Annotated in this window: 20 protein-coding genes; 13 read left to right on the top strand and 7 right to left on the bottom strand. The window is 60.6% G+C overall.

Features of this window, described 5'->3' with window-relative positions; translation table 11 throughout:
- Positions 1 to 83: 83 nt before the first annotated feature.
- The gene (locus tag PH547_RS04770) at positions 84 to 1835 is read left to right on the top strand and encodes a coiled-coil domain-containing protein (protein WP_445944960.1); all 1752 of its coding nucleotides are present in this window, start codon (positions 84 to 86) and stop codon (positions 1833 to 1835) included.
- Positions 1836 to 1894: 59 nt separating this feature from the next.
- Here PH547_RS04770 and PH547_RS04765 read toward each other — a convergent pair whose 3' ends face one another.
- Positions 1895 to 3136: a tetratricopeptide repeat protein gene (locus tag PH547_RS04765; RefSeq protein ID WP_104824209.1), complete on the bottom strand. Its 1242-nt coding sequence runs from the start codon at positions 3134 to 3136 to the stop codon at positions 1895 to 1897.
- 9 nt (positions 3137 to 3145) lie between these two features.
- The gene (locus PH547_RS04760) at positions 3146 to 3799 is read right to left on the bottom strand and encodes a thiamine phosphate synthase (protein WP_260303134.1); all 654 of its coding nucleotides are present in this window, start codon (positions 3797 to 3799) and stop codon (positions 3146 to 3148) included.
- A gap of 211 nt (positions 3800 to 4010) precedes the next feature.
- Between PH547_RS04760 and PH547_RS04755 the strand changes: the two genes are divergently transcribed.
- Positions 4011 to 4535, top strand: coding sequence for a tetratricopeptide repeat protein (locus PH547_RS04755; protein WP_158704492.1), 525 nt, complete (start codon positions 4011 to 4013; stop codon positions 4533 to 4535).
- A gap of 75 nt (positions 4536 to 4610) precedes the next feature.
- Entirely contained in the window at positions 4611 to 4871 is a 261-nt protein-coding gene (locus tag PH547_RS04750) for an ArsR/SmtB family transcription factor (RefSeq protein WP_104824212.1), read from the top strand.
- A gap of 209 nt (positions 4872 to 5080) precedes the next feature.
- On the opposite strand, the gene PH547_RS04745 is transcribed toward PH547_RS04750, so the two are convergent.
- Complete coding sequence (locus tag PH547_RS04745; RefSeq protein WP_081670329.1) at positions 5081 to 5254, bottom strand: YdcH family protein; 174 nt, start codon at positions 5252 to 5254, stop codon at positions 5081 to 5083.
- 229 nt (positions 5255 to 5483) lie between these two features.
- Between PH547_RS04745 and PH547_RS04740 the strand changes: the two genes are divergently transcribed.
- The 6 genes from PH547_RS04740 to PH547_RS04715 all read left to right on the top strand — a co-directional run bounded on the left by PH547_RS04740 (position 5484) and on the right by PH547_RS04715 (position 9449).
- Positions 5484 to 5687, top strand: coding sequence for a YdcH family protein (locus PH547_RS04740; protein WP_028752913.1), 204 nt, complete (start codon positions 5484 to 5486; stop codon positions 5685 to 5687).
- 18 nt (positions 5688 to 5705) lie between these two features.
- Positions 5706 to 6200, top strand: coding sequence for a 5-(carboxyamino)imidazole ribonucleotide mutase (purE, locus tag PH547_RS04735; protein WP_028752912.1), 495 nt, complete (start codon positions 5706 to 5708; stop codon positions 6198 to 6200).
- Positions 6197 to 7255 carry a 5-(carboxyamino)imidazole ribonucleotide synthase gene (locus tag PH547_RS04730; RefSeq protein WP_104824213.1) on the top strand — a complete coding sequence of 353 codons (1059 nt, stop codon included), beginning with the start codon at positions 6197 to 6199 and terminating at the stop codon, positions 7253 to 7255. The genes purE and PH547_RS04730 overlap by 4 nt, the downstream gene beginning before the upstream one ends.
- 153 nt (positions 7256 to 7408) lie before the next feature.
- A complete protein-coding gene (gene ykgO, locus PH547_RS04725; protein WP_003582204.1) occupies positions 7409 to 7534 on the top strand; it encodes a type B 50S ribosomal protein L36 in 126 nt (41 codons plus the stop codon).
- Between the two features lie 98 nt (positions 7535 to 7632).
- The gene (locus PH547_RS04720; RefSeq protein ID WP_104824214.1) at positions 7633 to 8262 is read left to right on the top strand and encodes a tetratricopeptide repeat protein; all 630 of its coding nucleotides are present in this window, start codon (positions 7633 to 7635) and stop codon (positions 8260 to 8262) included.
- A gap of 137 nt (positions 8263 to 8399) precedes the next feature.
- On the top strand, positions 8400 to 9449 hold the full coding sequence (locus PH547_RS04715) for an alpha/beta fold hydrolase (RefSeq protein WP_285167652.1): 1050 nt from the start codon (positions 8400 to 8402) through the stop codon (positions 9447 to 9449).
- Here the strand turns inward: PH547_RS04715 and PH547_RS04710 are convergent.
- Positions 9428 to 10369: a LysR substrate-binding domain-containing protein gene (locus PH547_RS04710; RefSeq protein ID WP_285167651.1), complete on the bottom strand. Its 942-nt coding sequence runs from the start codon at positions 10367 to 10369 to the stop codon at positions 9428 to 9430. The genes PH547_RS04715 and PH547_RS04710 overlap by 22 nt on opposite strands.
- 110 nt (positions 10370 to 10479) lie before the next feature.
- Here PH547_RS04710 and PH547_RS04705 point away from each other — a divergent pair, with 110 nt between their 5' ends.
- The 4 genes from PH547_RS04705 (at position 10480) to PH547_RS04690 (ending at position 12906) form a co-directional block, all read left to right on the top strand.
- Positions 10480 to 10869: a tautomerase family protein gene (locus PH547_RS04705; protein WP_104824217.1), complete on the top strand. Its 390-nt coding sequence runs from the start codon at positions 10480 to 10482 to the stop codon at positions 10867 to 10869.
- A 5-nt stretch (positions 10870 to 10874) separates the two neighbouring features.
- On the top strand, positions 10875 to 11270 hold the full coding sequence (locus tag PH547_RS04700; RefSeq protein WP_285167648.1) for a cupin domain-containing protein: 396 nt from the start codon (positions 10875 to 10877) through the stop codon (positions 11268 to 11270).
- 2 nt (positions 11271 to 11272) lie between these two features.
- Positions 11273 to 11845: a DUF4865 family protein gene (locus PH547_RS04695; RefSeq protein WP_285167646.1), complete on the top strand. Its 573-nt coding sequence runs from the start codon at positions 11273 to 11275 to the stop codon at positions 11843 to 11845.
- Between the two features lie 89 nt (positions 11846 to 11934).
- Positions 11935 to 12906, top strand: coding sequence for a threonine ammonia-lyase (locus PH547_RS04690; protein ID WP_285167645.1), 972 nt, complete (start codon positions 11935 to 11937; stop codon positions 12904 to 12906).
- A gap of 3 nt (positions 12907 to 12909) precedes the next feature.
- On the opposite strand, the gene PH547_RS04685 is transcribed toward PH547_RS04690, so the two are convergent.
- From PH547_RS04685 to PH547_RS04675, 3 genes are all read right to left on the bottom strand, one after another.
- Positions 12910 to 13545, bottom strand: a complete 636-nt coding sequence (locus tag PH547_RS04685; protein WP_285167643.1) for a LysE family translocator — start codon at positions 13543 to 13545, stop codon at positions 12910 to 12912.
- A 77-nt stretch (positions 13546 to 13622) separates the two neighbouring features.
- Positions 13623 to 14252: a hypothetical protein gene (locus PH547_RS04680; protein ID WP_285167642.1), complete on the bottom strand. Its 630-nt coding sequence runs from the start codon at positions 14250 to 14252 to the stop codon at positions 13623 to 13625.
- A 27-nt stretch (positions 14253 to 14279) separates the two neighbouring features.
- Positions 14280 to 15674 (bottom strand): selenium-binding family protein, encoded by a 1395-nt coding sequence (locus PH547_RS04675; RefSeq protein ID WP_104824222.1) that lies wholly within the window; start codon positions 15672 to 15674, stop codon positions 14280 to 14282.
- Positions 15675 to 15828: the final 154 nt, after the last annotated feature.

Below are 15828 nucleotides of genomic sequence, written 5' to 3'. Positions count from 1 at the left end.
GAGTCCGGAGAATTTACCGGAATTTTCCATCCCACATTTAAGAGTTGAGTCAAACAGGCCTTTTTCCAAGTAAAGGGACAGACATGACATACGCAACAGCGCTGGCACGCCGCATCGATCGCCAACGGGGATTCCCGCAGGCCATGGATGTCAGCCGCACCCTGGAAGCGGCGCGCAGCGAGGTTGAGAAACGCTTTCTCGACGGCGGCGCTGTTCTCCTGTCTGTCATGGAGGTTCTGAACCAACTCCTGTCATCCCTCGACAGGTTGACCAAGGCGCTCGACAGCGATGGCGCCAGCGACACCACCACCGATCTGTTGCAGACGGTGAGCGGCCTGTCCGACCTGCCCGGACTTGAGGTCAGGCGTCAGCAGAATTTCGCCGTTCTGGCTGAGGCCGGCACCAAGCTGCATGCCCATGTCACCGATATGCAGGAGACCATGCGTTACCTGCGTACCTTCGCCGTCACGGTGAAGATCACCGGTGCGGGCATTGCCGAATTTGCCGGTTTTGCCGAGGAAATTCTGGAGCGCATTCACTCCGGCACCGATGAAGTCAACACCTTCGCCCAGCAGCTCGGCGCCCTCGAACGCGAGTTGAAGGTCGCCATGGGCTTTGGCGCCACCACCGCGAAGGCCTATGACCGCAACGTTCCGCAAGTGGTGGCAGCACTGGAAAAGGATGCCCGCACCATCGCTGCTCACCGTAAAGAACTCGCTGTGATCGCCGCTGAAGTTGGCGCTATCGCCCGCGGCGTGCAAAGCAAGGTCGCGACCACCCTTTCGGCTCTGCAAATCGGCGACATTACCCGCCAGCGCATCGAGCACATACAAAGCGCCTTTGCTTTTCTGGAAGAATTTCTCGCAAGCGGCGAGGGCAGCAAGCTCGATACCGATGCCCGCCAGCGGCTCGAAAATGTCATTCATCACCTGACGGCGGCACAAATGCGCGACATGGTCACGGACTTCCAGCGGGAGTCCGGTAGCGTCGTCAAGACGATCGCCAGCTTCAGCCATGACACGCAGGAAATCCTGAAGCTGCGCGACGCCATGAAGCCCGACGGCAGAAGCGGCGACGGCAATGTGCTGCGCGCACTGGAACAGAGCGTCTCCGCCGCCCACACGATCGTCAAACAGGTCGAAACAGCCCGCATTCAGGCCGACGGCATCAGCCAGTCGACGCTCGGCACGGCCTCGAACCTGTTGCACCGCATCGAGACCATCCGCGCCGTCAAGACCGACATCCACTACATGGCGCTCAACACCAATCTGCGCTGCAGCCGCATGGGCGAAGAAGGTCGTTCGATCAACGTCGTCACCGCCGAACTACGTATCTTTGCGGCAAAGCTCGATGAATCCGCTGACGCGATCGTCTCCGGCCTCGCATCTCTCGAAACAGCAGCCGGCCACGTCGCCTCGGGCCAGGAGGCCTCAGACTATCGATTGGACGAGAGGCTGATCTCGGCCGTCGACACCATCCGCGCCGCCGCCAACATCATGGATGGCGAGTTGGAAACCCTCTCGGCGCATGGCCGTGAAGTGGCAAACAAGATTATGCTGTCTATCGGCAAGCTCGACTTCCAGCGCGACCTCGGCGAAACCTTGGCAAATTGTGCCGATACGCTCGAAGACATGGCCGGCAGCGATATGGCCGATGCCAGCGATTTGGAAGAAATCATCGCGCCGCTCAGCGCCCGCATCTTTAAGACCTACACGATGGCGCAGGAACGCAACGTCCATCGCGATATCATCGCCATGGACGTTAGAGCGGCACCGATTGCGGCAGCGCCGGTCAAATCAGACGACGAAGATCTTTTCGCGGATGCTTTGTTCTAGCGGGATTGGCTTTCACGTAGAGCGCCATACGTTCAAATAAACGCTGCGCGCTTTAAGCATTACTGCGACCTGCGAAATTTGTTCGCGGCGTCGATCGCAGCCTTCTGCTGATAATCCTCGATGCCCTGGTAAAAATCCTCGAGCTCCGGATCTTTCAGGCCGGCGCGACGCGAGATGACATACCAGGTAGCCGCAGCGACCGGGTCCTGCTTCGTGCCGAGCGCGTTAATATAGAGATGCGCCAGCTTGTTTTGCGCAACGACATTGCCGCGATAGGCGGCGACCTTCATCCAGTTGAAACCGTTCTCCAAATCCTGCTTGCCGCCGATCCCGTTGATCAGCCAAATGCCCATGTCGAGCTGGGCGGTGTCGAAGCCCGCATTGGCGGCGCGCGACAGCCATTCACGGGCCTGCTCCTTCTTCTCCTGCGGCAGGTCGGGCAGATTGAGATAGAGCTGAGAGACGGCATATTGCGCATCGGCAATGCCCTGCTGCGCCGCCTTTTCATAATATGGGAGAGCCATCTGCAGGCCCTTGATGCCTGGATTGTCCGCCGTCAGGCTCTGCCCCCAGTTGAATTCGGCGGATGCCTGGCCGGCATCGGCCGCCTTCTTCATCCATTCGTCCGCCTTCTTCTCGTCGCGCGGCACGTCGCGCCCCTCCATCAGGAGCAACGCGTATTTGAACATCGACGTCGCATCGCCGCCCTCGGCTGCCTTGCCATACCAGAAGGCAGCATCCTTGGTGTCGCGCTTGACGCCCAGGCCCTGCGACATCAGTTCGGCAAGCAGGGTCTGCGCCGCGGGATCACCGAGCTGTGCCCGCGGCAAGGCTTTCTGGAACGCGGTCAGGTAATAGCCGCGCTGGAAGGCGCCATAGGCTTCGTCGACCTTGCCGGTAAAGGGCTTTTCCGGTGGCAGGTCGGGCAGCTTCGCGCCCATGCGATCAAAAACGCCGACACCCTGGGAAGGCTTGATGGCATCGTCGGCTTTCGGCTCGGCACCGGGCCCGACCTTCTCCGTCTTGAAAGTGCCGACGGTGGCATTCAATGGCCGCGTCACCACGCTATCATTTTGTGCCGGCGCGCTATCGTCCGGCGCCGCAGTCTCATCCGACTGAGCGGCATCGTCGGATTGGCCGCTATCGGTGGGCCGGCTGCCCTTTTCCGGCTGTGTCGTAATGCCCGGCAGCGACGTATCGCTGTTGTTCGATTGGGCCACCGCCAGCGGCGGCAATGCCGTCAGCCCAACGGCGAGCGCAGCAACAAAGAAACGGTGACGGAATCGAGGCGTGAGCGACATGGATTGCTATCAATCTTCAAACCGTGGCGCTTTTTCGTCGAGAAGCGCATTCACTTCCGCAACGATGGACGGCGCCGCCGAAGGGTCGGCAAAAACGGCCGTGCGCAGCGCCACGAATTCGGCGCCCGACAAAGCCACCTCCAGCGCCGATTTTGGATCGGTGCCACCCATGACGATGCAGGGAATCTCGATCATCGAGGCCCACCATTCGCCGAGTGCGACGTTTTTCGGATGCGCCTCCGGCTTGATGTCGCCGTCGAGCTTGCCGAAGAAGATATAGTCGGGACGCAGTTCGCCGATCTCCAGCGCATTGTGCCTGTCCGTGGCGCTGCCACCGCCGACGATCAGCTTCGGCACGAATTTCTCGACCGCCTCGGTGAATTCGGCAAGATTGCCGGTAATGTGCAGCCCGTCGGCCTTGGCGCGGCCCGCGACACGGCTATCTCCGGCAATCAACGCCGCAGCACCCGCCGCCTGCACCATCGGCACCAGCTTTTCCGCATGCTTCTGAAAGGTGCTGTCGTCGAGCCCATATTGCGGAATGATGACCGACGCCACATCCCCGCCTCGCAACGCGTCAGCCACCGCCTTCGCCTGCTCCTCTATATCGGCGATATCGGGAACGATGAGAACAAGGCGGCAGCGATCTTCGGGCACGGTCATGCAAGCTTCCATATTTGCGTTCATTTATCAGGGATGGCGCACCCATTCGATGCTTGTGAGTAAATCCGTTAGAACTTGCTGACAAGGGGAAACAGACGCTGATCTGCGCATTGCCCGCCCGACAACTGAAGACTCAAGTTGATATTTGCCGCAGTACCAAAATAAAGCTAGGGGACTGATCGCCGACTGGTTGGGATTCATGATAAATCATATGAAACTAGTGCGCATAATATTCGCATTAATATTGAGCTTAGCGCTTTGCGCGGTTCGCACGGTCGCCCTGGCCGATCCAGATGAAGCCTTCATAGCCTATCAGAAGTCGGATTATGCCACCGCCTTCAAGCTTTATCATGAAAGAGCGCTGAAAGGGGACGTGGCGGCTCAAGGCATGGTCGGCACTCTCTACGCTTACGGACGAGGCGTTAAGCAGGACGACACTCAGGCAGCCTTCTGGTTTCAAAAGCTAGCCGAACAGGGCATTGCTAAGGGACAATTCGCATTGGGAGAGATGTATCTCGCAGGCCGCGGCGTACATCAGGATTATTCCAAGGCGGCCGAATTATTTCGCAAAGCCGCGGAACAGGGCGAACCTTTCTCCGCATTTTGGCTGAGTATGCTGTACGAACAGGGCCAAGGAGTCCCCAAGGACCCACAGCAGGCGGCCTACTGGAAGAAGAAATCCGACGAGAACATGCCCGACTTTTCCAATCTTTTGCTTCCGCAACAGCAAAAGTAGGGCGCGACCAACATGATTCATCATGCGGCGCACAATTGACTTGCCGCTCTTTGGCGTTTGACGTAGCTTCTCGCCATGTCGATCATGGACCCCTTCGCAGCCATCGCGGATCCGAACCGGCGCCACCTGCTGGAGGAGCTCCGCCGCGCACCGAAAACGGTCAACGAACTGGCGCAGGGCCTGCCGATCAGCCGCCCTGCCGTATCGCAGCATCTCAAGGCGTTGCTCGACAGCAATCTCGTTTCCGTCACCACCGAAGGCACGAAACGCATCTACGCGGTCAACAGCCGCGGTTTCGATAAGCTCAATTTGTGGCTGGATCAGTTCTGGGCCTGAGACTGGCTCTCTTGCGCGCGCTCTGCAGCAATTTCCCGATCTTTGTCAGGAAAGTTGCGCCAACTCCCACTCCTCACGTTTTGAAGTTGGCGCATCCATATCGACTGGAGTAGTCACCGTCTATTACAAAGGAATTGTTTCAGGGCCTCTTGGCCCGCCTGTCTTCCTTGCCACGATCGGCGGCTTTCTGTCCTCAGGAAGACGTTGTGTCAGTGAACTGACGATCGCAGACGTTGGATTTCGTCTTTGAGGCGCAGCTTTCTGCGCTTGATGTCGGCTATTTCGGTATCATTGATAGAGGGAGATGTCAGTGCAGAATGTAGCTCCTCCTCGAGAGCGACATGTTTCTTTTCGAGCGATTCAAGATGAGCTTGAACAGTCATATGACCCTTCCTTCCTCTTACGAACCTTGGCCATCCATCGCCAAAGCTCTAGGTGTCAACCCTACTACTGTGCCATAATATTGGACCCTTGTCGAAGGCCAAAACGTGGCTTATGAGCGGCAAATTCGTGATGAAGGATAACTTCCCGTTACCGTCATTTGGTGATAGGAGCTTGCGGAATTCACAAAGCGGAACGAGCACGAGTCCGCAGGGCATTGGGGAAATAGGAATGGCCGATCAGGAACAGGCGGAAATCAGGCTGATCGTGGCGCGGTTGCGTCAGGAACATGAGGATTACGACGCCGCAATCGACGCCATGATCCAGACGGGCTGCGACGCGCTCCGCATCCAGCGCATGAAAAAGAAGAAGCTCGTCATCAAGGACAAGCTCACCAAGCTGGAAGACCAGATCATTCCCGACATTATCGCCTGAGGAGCAGACGCGACGATGATGACAGAAAGACCGCCCGTCGCCATCATCATGGGTAGCCAGTCCGACTGGGAAACCATGAAGAACGCCGCTGACACGTTGGAAGCGCTGGAAATCACCTATGACGCGCGCATCATCTCCGCACATCGCACGCCGGACCGGCTGGTGAGCTTCGCCAAGGGCGCACGCGACGAGGGCTTTAAAGTCATCATCGCGGGTGCCGGTGGCGCCGCCCATCTTCCGGGCATGGCCGCCTCGATGACGCCGCTGCCGGTCTTTGGTGTACCGGTGCAGTCCCGCGCCTTGTCCGGCCAGGACAGTCTTCTTTCCATCGTGCAGATGCCTGCAGGCATTCCCGTCGGCACATTGGCGATCGGCAAGGCCGGCGCGATCAATGCCGCCCTTCTCGCCGCCGCCGTCCTGGCGCTTGGCGACGAGGATATCGCCGAGCGGCTGGACGAATGGCGCGCCCGGCAGAGCGCTGCCGTTGCTGAGTATCCGATGGACGACCTATGACCGAGAAAACGATCGGCATCATCGGCGGCGGCCAGCTCGGCCGCATGCTGGCCATGGCGGCGGCTCGTTTGAACTTCCGCACGATCATCCTGGAGCCGCAAGCCGATTGCCCGGCCGTGCAGGTGGCGGACGACCAGATCGTGGCCGCCTATGACGATCCCATTGCGCTTGCCGAACTGGCGAAGCGCTGCGACGTCGTCACCTATGAATTCGAAAACGTGCCGGTCGCCGCCGCCGAAAGGCTTGCCAAGGATATTGCCGTCTACCCGCCGCCGAAGGCGCTGGAGATGGCGCAGGACAGGCTGACCGAAAAGCGCTTCATCAACGATTGCGGCATTCCGACCGCCCGCTTCCATGCCGTCGACAGCCAGGCCGATCTCGAAACGGCGCTTGCCGACTTCGGCGGCCAGGGCGTGCTCAAGACTCGCCGTCTCGGCTACGACGGAAAGGGGCAGCGCGTCTATCGCTCGTCCGCCGACAGCGCCGAAGGCGGCTATGCCGCGCTCGGTAGCGTGCCGCTGATTCTCGAAAGCTTCGTGGCGTTCGAGCGGGAGATTTCCATCATTGCCGCCCGCGGCCTGGACGGCAGCGTCGCCTGCTACGATCCGGCGGAAAATATCCATCGCAACGGCATTCTCCACACCTCCACCCTTCCCGCCAGCATCTCCGCGGAGACGGCGGGGGCGGCACGCGTGGCGGCGGAGAAGATTTTGACCGCGCTCGGCTATGTCGGCGTCATCGGCATCGAGTTCTTCGCGCTTGCCGACGGTAGCTTGATTGCCAACGAAATGGCCCCGCGCGTGCACAATTCCGGCCACTGGACGGAAGCTGCCTGCGTCGTCTCGCAATTCGAGCAGCATATCCGCGCCGTCGCCGGCCTGCCCCTCGGCAATCCGGCGCGTCATTCCGACTGCGTGATGCAGAATCTGATCGGCGACGATATCCTTTCGGTTCCCGATTGGCTGAGCCAGGATGACGTGCTGGTGCATCTCTACGGCAAGACGGAGTCGCGTCCCGGCCGCAAGATGGGCCACGTCACGCAGCTTCGCCGCTAACAGCCCTGGGAAAAAACCCCTGACATGGTTGACAGGGCCCAGGCGACAGGGTATTTGCTGCCCACCCTAAAGAGCGCGCCCCGAGCGCGCTTTTGATTGTTAAAGATACCGGGCGAATGTGACATTCCCCCTCAAACATCGCGGATCAGAAAAATGAAGATCAAGAATTCGCTCAAGTCGCTCAAGGCGCGTCACCGTGACAACCGTCTGGTCCGCCGCAAGGGCCGCATTTACATCATCAACAAGCTGAACCCGCGCTACAAGGCTCGTCAGGGCTGATTGTGCGTGGCGCCTGGCCCTGGGCCAGGCGGACCGTTCGCGGTCGCTTGAGATGATCACATCAAAATTATTTTGATCTTCGACATTGGCGGGCTACTATGCCCGCCATGCGCATTTTTGCTTTGTCATATCTGGCCTTGCCGATTCTCCTCGCTCTGACCGCCGCCGCACCGCATGTCGCTATGGCGGATGATTCTAATATCGTTGAGAAAAAAGATCCGAACGCCGCGTCCGGCAGCCTGTCGTCGAAGCAGCAGATCGATAATCTCTTCACGGCGTTGAAGCGCCAGCGCAATCCCGACCAGGCGAGCCTCATCGCCGACCAGATTCGCATGGAATGGAGCGATTCCGGCAGCGCCACCATCAATCTCCTGATGCAGTGGGCCGATAAGGCCATCCAGGAAAAGCGCAATGCCGCTGCCATGGATTTCCTTGACCAGGTGATCTCGCTGAAGCCGGACTATGTCGAGGGCTGGAATCGCCGCGCGACGCTGAATTACGCCATCGGCGACTATCGCAAATCAATGGAAGACATCAATCAGGTGCTGCGGATAGAGCCGCGCCACTTCGGCGCGCTTGCCGGCATGGCCGCGATCCTAAGCGAAACCGGCAATGACGAGCTGACGTTGAAGGCCTGGGAGCGCTTCCTTGAGATCTATCCAGCGAATCGCGCCGCCCAGGACCAGTTTAATACCCTCTCTGAAAAAATCGCCGGCAGCCGCACCTAGAGCATCTGTCTGCTTGCTGGTGATTCCACCTGTAAGCGGCATGGTCTGGGGTTTTACAACAACGGGCAGGCCTACGGCGGACGAGAGGTCATGAACGTCGGATAGGCTGGTGGTCCAATTCTCTACTTCATACTGCAATGATCGATGTTCTATTTTGTGCTCTTGTCCTGCTTCTTGCCGCCGCAGCCGGTTTCTCGGCGTATAAGACACGCGCGATCGAGCAGGCCTATCCCAATATCGGCGAGCTGACCGATATCGGCGAATTCCGCATGAACGCCCTGCACTTGCCGCGCCCGGTCACGGCCGATCTGCCACCGCTGGTCTTCATCCATGGCGCCAGCGGCAATCTGCGCGACCAATTCGAGGCCTTTGCCGGCCCGCTCGCGGGTCGGGCGGAAATGCTCTTCGTTGATCGGCCCGGCCATGGCTATTCCGAGCGCGGCGGCCCGGAAAATGCCCTGCCCTCCGGCCAGGCCGACGCGATCGCCAGATTGATGGAGAAACGCGGCATCGAAAACGCCATCATCGTCGGCCATTCCTTCGGCGGCGCCATCGCCGCCGCCTTCGGCATGCGCCATCCCGACAAGACGGCTGGCCTGCTCTTCCTAGCACCGGCGACCCACCCGTGGCCGGGCGGAATCGACTGGTATTATACGCTTGCCGCCTTTCCCGTCTTCGGCTGGCTCTTTGCCCATCTGCTGGTGATCCCGCTCGGCCTGCACCGTGTCGAAAGCGGTACGCTCGGCGTCTTCCGCCCCAATCAGCGGCCTGCCGATTACATAGCGAAGACCGCGCCGGAGCTGGTGTTGCGGCCAAGGGCCTTTCGCAACAACGCAGCCGACGTTGCCAATCTCCTCGCCTATGTTTGCGCCCAAGCACCACGCTACCGCGAGATCACGGCGCCGACCGTCATCATCACCGGCGATAGTGACGATATCGTCATGGAAGAGCTGCATTCGCGAGGCCTTGCGCGCGACATTGCGGGCGCCGAGCTCATCACCATCCGCCATCTCGGCCACAAGCCGGATTATCTCGCGACCGACGTGGCCATCGCCGCGATGGAGCACCTCGCCGGCCAGTCACGCGATCTCCAGGCTTTCGCTCAGGAGGCGGAAGCCCGCCTCGCCCGCCTGAAGACCGTGCTGCCGAGCGAAGCCGCCGCCGCTCAGGCGGTCACGAGTTCGTAATCCAGCGCATCGACAAACACCCGCCCCTGTGGCGTCGCGTCCACCGTTTGCCGCACGGCTTGCAGCATGATCGACGCCAGCCGCTCCGTCGCCGGGTTCGCTTCCGCTTCGGCGCGATGCAGGACCAGATCGAGCTTCGGCAGCGGCGGGAGACCGGCTTCGCCTAGCGCCATAAGCCGCACTTTGTCCGGCAAACCCAACGGCGTACGCACCGTCAGGCCCAACCCAGCGGCCGTCGCAGCCCAGAGCCCGCCAAGGCTGGGGCTGACGAAGGAAATGCGCCAGCCGATGCCCGCATGGTCCAGCACCTTGGTCGCGATCGACCGCAGCAGGCAGGGCGCTTCCAATGACGCGAGCGGCAGCGGTTCGCCGCTATTGGCACGCCAATGGGTGGCACCATGCGCCGGCCCGACCCAGCACATCGGAACCTCCGCGATCCGATCGGTATGGGCAGTGCGAAAACCGTCGCTCCAGGCAAGCGCCAGATCGAGCTTGCCGGAGGTCACGCGCTCGATCAGCTCGGCATTGCGGACCACGCGCGCCTCGATCCGCACCTTCGGATGCGCGCGCGCAAAGCGGCCGAGCACCTCCGGCAAGAGCGTCTCGCCGAAGTCCTCCTGCAGGCCGAGCCGCACCCATCCCTCCAGATCCGCGCCTTGAAGCGCAGTCGCCGCCTCGTCGTTGAGATCCAGTAACCGCCGCGCATAGGCGAGCATGGTTTCGCCGGCTTCCGTCAGCGCCAGCCCACGCCCAGCCTTGCGGAAGATCGGCATGCCCGCCTGTTCCTCCAGTTTCTTGAGCTGCGCGCTGATCGCAGACGTCGAACGCCCGAGCCGATCCGCCGCCTTGGCGAAGCTGCCAAGTTCCATGCCTGTCACGAAGCTGCGCAGAACGTCGAGATCGAAGATAACTTTCCGCATGGTCAACTATTCACATTTTTGGGACTGTCGATCCAATATTATCTGATTTTCCGAATGATTATCCCGTGGCATTGTGGCCCCGTCAAGTGGACAGATGACAGGAGTTTCCCATGCCGTTCACCCGCATTTCCCTTCTCCGCGGCAAGTCGCCGGAATATCTGCAGACGCTCTCGGATAATTTCCACCGCGCCATGGTCGAAACGTTCGATGTGCCGCCCACGGATCGCTTTCAGGAAATCCATCAGTTGGAGCCGAACGAGCTGATCTTCGACCGCACCTATCTCGGCGGGCCGCGCTCGGACAATTACGTTTTCTTCCAGATCACCATCGGCAAACCGCGCTCGACCGAAGTCAAGAAGGCCTTCTATCGCCGCCTCGTCACCCTGCTTGCGGATGCGCCGGGCATTCGGCCCGAAGATATCATGATCAACATCATCACGACGACGCGCGAGGACTGGTCCTTCGCAGACGGCATCGCGCAGATGATCGAACAGGCCTGACGACGATGAACCAGACAAGCATTCGACAGCCACTTCCGATCCATCGCGCCGGAACCGCCACGCAGCGTTCGCCAGAGGGCATCGCCAATGCGCCCTTCTGGGTCGAAATGTTGGTCGAAAACAACAAGGATGGTGGGCTCACTGCCATGCGCTGCACGCTGGAACCCGGCATCATGACCCGTTGGCACACCCATCCACATGGCCAGATTCTCTACGTCCTGTCGGGTGTCGGCCTTGCCCAACGTAACGACGAACCGACTGAGGAACTGCGCGCCGGCGACTGCATCACCTTCGCACCCGGCGAGCGTCACAGACATGGCGCAACGCCGGACAGCACCTTCGCCTATATCAGCATTCAGGCCGCACAGAACGGCGCCGCCGTGACCTGGCTGGAGGATTGACCATGATTGCCATGCAATACAGCTTCACCCTGCCTGCCGACTATGACATGGCGATTATCGATCGCCGCATCCGCGACAAGGGGCCTATGCTCGACAATTTTCCCGGTCTGAAGTTCAAGGCCTATCTCACGGCCCGGAAAAGCGATGCCAGGACAGGAAGTCGCGAGAACCTCTATTCGCCCTTCTATGTCTGGGAAAAGGATGAGGGCTTGAGCAATTTCATCTGCGGTCCTGGTTTTGCCGGGGTGACGGAAAGTTTCGGCTGGCCGCAGGTGAAGACCTGGGTCGTCTGGCACACTGCAATTTCGCCAGATATTCGCGACGCCCGGTTCGCCATCCGCGAGATCGTTCAGATGGAGCCCTACGCACCGCTTGCCGAGATTCGTCAGCGCGAAAGCGATGCAGCCGCTGGCGAGGTCGCGCGCGGCGAAGCGCTTGCTTCCGTCGCCGCCTTCGAGCCGGCCGGTTGGACGCAGGTGCGTTTCCGTCTGCTTGCCGATCTGCCAAAAGACGTTTTGGGGCCTAGCGTCCAGATCTACGATGTCGGCCACCTTTCTTTGTCGGATGCCGGTTGAAGTGTCACCGGGACAAAGTCGTTGTTTTAAAGAGAACCACGGCGTTTTATGGATCAACGGCCTTTCCGCAGCAGAAGAGTGTTCCTTCCATGGTCGATATTGCAATGATTGAAGCCGCTCGCGATCGCCTCGACGGTCGCGCGCGACGCACTCCCCTTCTCTCCTCCCCATTCCTGGATGAGATCGCCGGGCGGCGGCTATTTGTGAAAGCGGAATGCCTGCAGCATACCGGTTCCTTCAAGTTTCGTGGCGGCTGGTCGGCGGTTTCCGGACTGGAACGCTCTCTGCGTGCCAAGGGCGTCATCGCCTTCTCCTCTGGCAATCACGCCCAGGGTGTGGCGCTTGCCGCGCAACTGCATGGCATCCCTGCCGTCATCGTCATGCCGACGGACGCACCGAAACTGAAGATCGCCAATACCCGCGCCTTGGGCGCCGAGGTCGTACTCTACGATCGCATCAAGGAGGATCGCGACGAGATCGGTGCGCGGCTCTCCAAGGAGCGCGGCCTCACCCTGATCAAGCCCTTCGACGAGCCGCTGGTGATCGCCGGCCAGGGAACGACCGGGCTGGAAATCGCCGAACAGGCAGCCGAAGAGGGCATCGATGCCGCGACCGTGCTCGTCCCCTGCGGCGGCGGTGGCCTCACCTCGGGCATTGCACTGGCACTGGAAGCCCGCGCGCCCGGCTTCAAGGTCCGCCCCTGCGAACCCAAGGACTTTGACGACACGACCCGCTCTCTTGCCTCCGGCAAAATCGAACGCAACGCCGCTCTGCAGGGCTCGATCTGCGACGCCATCATCACTCCACAGCCTGGCAATATTACTTTTCCGATCCTGAAGCGCCTCTGCGGCCCCGGCCTTGTCGTGACCGACGAGGAAGCGCTGGACGCCATGGCACTCGCCTTCACTCGCCTCAAGATCGTCGTCGAGCCGGGCGGCGCCGTAGCGCTGGCGGCCGCCCTTTTTCATGGCAAGGAGATCGACGGCGACACGGTCATTGCGGTCACCTCCGGCGGCAATGTCGATGCCGACCTCTTCGAAACGGCGCTGCACCGCCACTAACCGTCAATTCGTCGCGCGACGATAAAGCGCCAGCGAGCCGGCCAAGGCGAGGAGCGTGCCACCGCAGGCGCGTTCCAGCCATTTCGTACCTTCCGTCTTGAGGAAACGCACGGCTTGCGAGCCGAAAGCGGCGTATCCGAACATGATCGCGAAATCGAGCGAAGCGAAAAGCACCGCGAGGATGGCATATTGCGGCATTTGCGGTGCGGCAGGATCGATGAACTGCGGCAAAAAGGCCGAGAAGAACAGATAACCCTTGGGATTGGTCACCGCGACCAGGAAGCTCTTCATTCCAATCGACAGCATCGTCCCCTTCGCCTGCCCGGCACTGGCCTTGAGCATGCCGTCGATCGTTCCCTTGGAGCGCAGCATCATGATGCCGAGAAAGGCAAGATAGGCGGCACCCGCCCATTTCAGCACCGAAAACCAGAATTCCGAGGCTGCCAGCAACGCGCCGAGCCCGATGGCAACCGCGCCGATCAGCACGAAATCCGACAGCACGGCGCCGACCATGCCCGCCAGGGCGCGGCGCACGCCGTAGCGCGAGCCGTTGGTCAATGCCAGGAGCACGGTCGGCCCCGGCGTCGCGATGCCGATGAAGGAGACAGTGGCAAAGGCAAGCAGCGTGGCAGTGTGCATGATTTCCTCCCCATGACTGTCGGAAACTTGCATGCACCGCTGCGCTTTGCAAGCATGGGGATGGATCTCCACAACCTCTAGACGACCAACAGCACAGTACCGGTGCCAAGCAGAACCAGCGTCCATACGAGATCCACATTGATCCAGGCGCTGCGCAATATTTCGAGCCCGACCCAGCGATAGACCGCGAGGGCAACGAGGCTTGTGACCACTAACATCGCAAGGGTGTGGACACCGACGGCCGCAATCGTCATCGCCGCGGACGCATCCCCGCCGATGTCATGCAATGGCGACCCCGCAAGGCAGAGCGGCATCAAGGCTGGCAGGAGCATGAGCCCCGCGCCGTGGGCCGTCGCCATCAGGAACGACCAGAGCACGAGGCCCGCAAGCCCAGTACGCATGCCGATGCGAACGCGGTGCCGGTGTCCATAAAAATAATGCCAGATAGCCCATGCGATGAGACCCAGCCCCGTGACCGTGCGTACGGCGCCCTGATCCACAAAAAGACCGACAGCGACCACCGCTCCGGCAACAAGCGCGATGGATACGGCGTGGCCAAGGGCGATGGCGGGCACCGCCTTGACCACGGCTGCGGAACTCTGCCGATGAACGCCAAGCGCCACGGCAAACAACCATCCCATCGCGGGGTTGAGGCCATGAAAGGCGCCCAATCCCGCCAGCAGCATCCAGGGCCAGAGTTCGTTCATGGGGCGCCTCGTCCGGCTGACCTTTGCTCACGGATAGCAATAGGAATCCGACGAGCAATCCCCACCCTGCAAGCGGACCTGGTGCGGACGATGCGATTTCGGCCACTCGACGAAGAATTTCTCGTCGAAGGCAATGCCGCCGTCCGCGCCCGCATCGAGCTTTACCATCCAGCCGGAAAGGCCATCGGGATAGAACTGCTCGTCGATCGCGCCATAGAGCGAGTTGGTGAAATAGACGCGGCGACCATCGCGGCTGATCTCGACCATTTGCGGGCCGCCATTCAGCGCGCCATTCTTCGCTTTCGGGTGCGACGCGCGCGAAACGATGCCGCCGATCCTGACCTTCCCCGTCAGCTTCGGCTTGAACGGATCGGAGACATCATACTGATGCAGATCGCCGGTCCCCCAGCAGGAGACGTAGAGAAATCTGTCATCCATCGAAAGATCGATGTCGGTAACGAGCGGCGGCACGGCACCGAAGCCCTTGAGCATCGGCGGCAACTGCTCCGGATCGGCCGGCTCCGCCGGAATGTCGATCACCTTCGTCACCGCCCACTTCTCCCCGTCGCGATGCCAGACCCATATCGAGGAGGAGAGGTCCTCAAGACTGAGAACGCAGTTGACGAAACCATAGGCCTTGGTCGGGTCATGCGCGGGTCTGAGTTCGAATACGAGCTGATACTTGTCGCCGAAATCGATCGTCTGCAGATGCTTGCGCTTGTGCAGATCCCAGAAATGCAGACGGCGGCCATATTTTGCACCGAGCAGGACTTCCGGGATCAAGCCGTTTTCGAATGTATCCGGCGTACCCCACTCGCTGGTGACGAGCGTATCGTGACCAAGATGCCACCAGACATCATAGGAAAGCTGCTGCGGTCCGCGATCCATTTCCCATTGGCCGCGCACCTCGAAGGTCTCGTGATCCATGAGGAACACCCCGCCCGGTCCCTTCCCCTCGGCATTGCCAAGAGCGGCGACATAGATCCCTTCCGGTCCGCAGTGAATGGTATGTGGCCGGGAATATCCGGCTCGCTCGGCGACTTCACCGGGCTCGATGACCTTGACGATCGATGGTTTGCGGCCATCGGGCTTGGTGTCGATGATGTGGATGCGTGAGGACCTCAATCCCGGCACGACCAGGTAGCGGCGCTCCGCATGCGGATGCGGCGCATTCGGGCAAAGGCAGGACGAGCAGGCGTTCCAGCCGAAATGATGCAACTCGTCACCGACATTAGGCATCGCGACGGAGGTGACGATCTGACCATAAGAGGCTGAATTGGGATCGACATCGACGACCGCGAGCTCGTCGGGAACCGCTCGCGTCGGATCGAAGGCAACGACATAGGCAAGTGTCTCCGGCGCAGCCTTCATGGCCATGCGCGGTGACGGATAAAAGCTCGGATCGGGTTTCCACGTTACCATGTGAAGTGCTCCTGGCTCGCGATTGCTGAACAGTGAAAGATGTTCGCTAGATGCTTGCCGACAGCAGGCTCATCGCTGCGGACGGGGCAGGATCAAATGCTTCAATGGGATACTGATTTGCGACTGTCCTCTCCGCTGAACATTCAGCAGAGGC

This window comes from Rhizobium cerradonense, from assembly GCF_030182455.1.
Lineage (GTDB): Bacteria > Pseudomonadota > Alphaproteobacteria > Rhizobiales > Rhizobiaceae > Rhizobium.
This window is presented reverse-complemented; position numbering and strand designations above follow the sequence as displayed.

Coding starts and splice junctions, on each gene's coding strand:
- PH547_RS04770 (WP_445944960.1), top strand. CDS start 84: ATGACATACGCAACAGCGCTGGCACGCCGCATCGATCGCCAACGGGGA.
- PH547_RS04765 (WP_104824209.1), bottom strand. CDS start 3,136: ATGTCGCTCACGCCTCGATTCCGTCACCGTTTCTTTGTTGCTGCGCTC.
- PH547_RS04760 (WP_260303134.1), bottom strand. CDS start 3,799: ATGACCGTGCCCGAAGATCGCTGCCGCCTTGTTCTCATCGTTCCCGAT.
- PH547_RS04755 (WP_158704492.1), top strand. CDS start 4,011: ATGAAACTAGTGCGCATAATATTCGCATTAATATTGAGCTTAGCGCTT.
- PH547_RS04750 (WP_104824212.1), top strand. CDS start 4,611: ATGTCGATCATGGACCCCTTCGCAGCCATCGCGGATCCGAACCGGCGC.
- PH547_RS04745 (WP_081670329.1), bottom strand. CDS start 5,254: ATGACTGTTCAAGCTCATCTTGAATCGCTCGAAAAGAAACATGTCGCT.
- PH547_RS04740 (WP_028752913.1), top strand. CDS start 5,484: ATGGCCGATCAGGAACAGGCGGAAATCAGGCTGATCGTGGCGCGGTTG.
- purE (WP_028752912.1), top strand. CDS start 5,706: ATGACAGAAAGACCGCCCGTCGCCATCATCATGGGTAGCCAGTCCGAC.
- PH547_RS04730 (WP_104824213.1), top strand. CDS start 6,197: ATGACCGAGAAAACGATCGGCATCATCGGCGGCGGCCAGCTCGGCCGC.
- ykgO (WP_003582204.1), top strand. CDS start 7,409: ATGAAGATCAAGAATTCGCTCAAGTCGCTCAAGGCGCGTCACCGTGAC.
- PH547_RS04720 (WP_104824214.1), top strand. CDS start 7,633: ATGCCCGCCATGCGCATTTTTGCTTTGTCATATCTGGCCTTGCCGATT.
- PH547_RS04715 (WP_285167652.1), top strand. CDS start 8,400: ATGATCGATGTTCTATTTTGTGCTCTTGTCCTGCTTCTTGCCGCCGCA.
- PH547_RS04710 (WP_285167651.1), bottom strand. CDS start 10,369: ATGCGGAAAGTTATCTTCGATCTCGACGTTCTGCGCAGCTTCGTGACA.
- PH547_RS04705 (WP_104824217.1), top strand. CDS start 10,480: ATGCCGTTCACCCGCATTTCCCTTCTCCGCGGCAAGTCGCCGGAATAT.
- PH547_RS04700 (WP_285167648.1), top strand. CDS start 10,875: ATGAACCAGACAAGCATTCGACAGCCACTTCCGATCCATCGCGCCGGA.
- PH547_RS04695 (WP_285167646.1), top strand. CDS start 11,273: ATGATTGCCATGCAATACAGCTTCACCCTGCCTGCCGACTATGACATG.
- PH547_RS04690 (WP_285167645.1), top strand. CDS start 11,935: ATGGTCGATATTGCAATGATTGAAGCCGCTCGCGATCGCCTCGACGGT.
- PH547_RS04685 (WP_285167643.1), bottom strand. CDS start 13,545: ATGCACACTGCCACGCTGCTTGCCTTTGCCACTGTCTCCTTCATCGGC.
- PH547_RS04680 (WP_285167642.1), bottom strand. CDS start 14,252: ATGAACGAACTCTGGCCCTGGATGCTGCTGGCGGGATTGGGCGCCTTT.
- PH547_RS04675 (WP_104824222.1), bottom strand. CDS start 15,674: ATGGTAACGTGGAAACCCGATCCGAGCTTTTATCCGTCACCGCGCATG.